Source organism: Propioniciclava sp., from assembly GCF_029977985.1.
Lineage (GTDB): Bacteria > Actinomycetota > Actinomycetes > Propionibacteriales > Propionibacteriaceae > Propioniciclava.
Genome location: NZ_JARKOT010000274.1, coordinates 1 through 2,128 on the forward strand (window position 1 = coordinate 1; position 2,128 = coordinate 2,128).

At 72.4% G+C, this 2,128-nt stretch carries 3 protein-coding genes; 2 read left to right on the top strand and 1 reads right to left on the bottom strand.

From position 1 onward, the window contains the following. Positions 1–343, top strand: a 343-nt coding sequence (locus tag Q1K57_RS14705) for a hypothetical protein (protein ID WP_300083939.1), incomplete at its 5' end; no start/stop codon positions are given. A gap of 162 nt (positions 344–505) precedes the next feature. On the opposite strand, the gene Q1K57_RS14710 is transcribed toward Q1K57_RS14705, so the two are convergent. Further along, entirely contained in the window at positions 506–1,783 is a 1,278-nt protein-coding gene (locus tag Q1K57_RS14710; RefSeq protein WP_300083941.1) for a serpin family protein, read from the bottom strand. A gap of 165 nt (positions 1,784–1,948) precedes the next feature. Here Q1K57_RS14710 and Q1K57_RS14715 point away from each other — a divergent pair. After that, on the top strand, positions 1,949–2,128 hold a 180-nt coding region (locus Q1K57_RS14715), incomplete at its 3' end, for a helicase HerA-like domain-containing protein (RefSeq protein WP_300083944.1).

A 2,128-nucleotide genomic window follows, 5' to 3' on the forward strand; every position in this document is an offset into this window, starting at 1 on the left:
CTCACTCGGCCGGCCGCGCGACCTGGCCGGCGAGTACCTCGCGACCCTCGGACGACCAATCCCGCGCTGGTCCAGCGGACTGTGGTGGGCGGCGGCCGGGCTGTACGTGCTGGTCGGACTGGCGATCGCCTACGCCCTCGGCGTGATGGACGCGGTCGCCGGCACCGGCGGCGGCAGCGTGGACCTCACCGTGTTCGGCACGCCGGCGACCTTCACGTTCACCGCGGCGGAGATCTCCTCGCAGTTCCGCTTCACCTGGGCGTCGCTGGCCTGGTTCCTGGTCGCGACCGTCCTGCCCTTCGCGCTCGGCGCCCGCGTCTGGCGGGCCTGGTCGCCCGCCTGAACGAAAGGCGACGGTTCCATTACCGATCACGTTGTCCGCAGACCCGGCTGGACGTTGGGGTGGCCGAAGCCAGTCCCAGTCCGGAACTGGGGACGGTTCCTTTCTCGGTCCGCGCGCTTCGGTCCGGCGGGATGGACCGAGAGAGGAACCGTCCCCGGTTGCTCAGTGGCGAGGGTCGCGGACGGCGGCCAGGAACAGCGGCCAGGACGTCTGCGTCGCCGCGATCTGCATCAGGAACGGACGATCCAGGTGCAGCACCTGTGCCGGCTCGGCCGGCGCGGCGCCGGCAGCGGCGCCGATCTCGGTGACGGCCGCCGCGATCGTGCCCTCCTCGTCGACGGCGAGCACGGCCTGCTGGACGGCCTGCGACACGCACAGGTCCTCGGGGCCGATGCCGGACAGGTCGACGGCCGTGCCGCACCACAGGTTGTTGGCGCCGGCCGACGCCAGCACGTCCTGCAGGTCCAGCGGGTCGGGCTTCAGGTCGAGGGTCGGCAGCGTGAGTTCCACCTCGACCGGTTCGGCCCGGTCGAGCGCGGCGGAGATCTTCGCCAGCAGTTCGGGGGTCACGGACGCCGGGTCGGTGCCGTCAGCCGGCAGCAGTAGGTCGGCGTGCAGTTGGCCGTCCACGTACGGCAGCCGGACCGCGCGCCAGCCGTCCGCCTCCGCGTAGGCGACCTGGCGCAACGAGGCCATCGTCTCCACATCGACGCGGGTCCCGTCCGGGAGCGTGAACGACCGGGGCGCCGTCCCGTGCGGCGAGAACGGCTGCTCCCACCGGGCGGCGAGCAGGATCGCGTCCTGCAGCACCACCCGCAGGTCGGGCGACGGCTCGATCGCCGACTTCTTCACCAGGCCGCCGGTGTGGTGGTCGACCCACGCGTCGAGCACCCGCTTGCCGTCAGCGGACGCGAGGTCGGCGCGCTGCATGCCGGCGCCGAAGTCCTCGGCGAGCGCGGTGAGGTAGTCGGGCGAGACCTGATAGGCGTCGTCCACCACGACCTCGTCCGCGAGGTGGACGAAGGGCCGCTCGGGCAGTTCCTTCGTCCGGGCCACCGCCGGGTCGCCGTCCATCCGCAGCAGGGTGCCGCGCAGCGCGGCGAACGCGTCCTTGCGCTGGTCGCCGCTGGCGCCGAGGAGGGCTTCGAGCTCGGTGAGCGTGCGGCCACGGGCACCTTCGGCCAGCATGCCGACGGCGACCTCGAGGCTGGCGGGTGAGGTGACCACGTTCGCGCCGGACGGTGCCTTCGCCAGCATCGTGGTGCCCAGCCGACGGGTGGCCTCGACGACGGACGGCAGGGCGTCGGCGGCGGACGGGGCCACCGTCCGCAGGGTCACGCCGGCGGCGGACTCGAAGCCGGCCTGCGGGTCGGCACTGGCGCACGCGGCGAGCGGCATCAGCAGGGCCAGCGCCACGGTGCGCCGGCAGGTGCGGGACATGTTCACACCGTAAGTCACGCGGCAGCGGTCGCGGGCGTTGCGTGATCGTGACGTGATCCGGCCACGCAACCTCCCGGATGTGACGGGTGTGGCAGCTGATCTGCGGGAAGTGGCCGAATCGCGTCATCGCCCCGCGGAGGCGTGGGTTGTGGGAGTCTTTTCCGCATGACTGCGCAGGCCATCGAGAAGATCAAGAGCGGCTACACCTTCGCCACGCCGTCCATCGACCTGGGCGTGCTGATGGTGGACGGGCAGCCGCAGCCGGACACCCGGATCAGGCTCTCCCTCTCCATGCTGAACCGGCACGGTCTGGTCGCGGGCGCCACCGGCACCGGCAAGACCCGC

What these genes read in the sequence shown, in the direction of transcription:
- Q1K57_RS14710 (WP_300083941.1), bottom strand. Translation starts at nt 1,783, where the DNA reads ATGTCCCGCACCTGCCGGCGCACCGTGGCGCTGGCCCTGCTGATGCCG.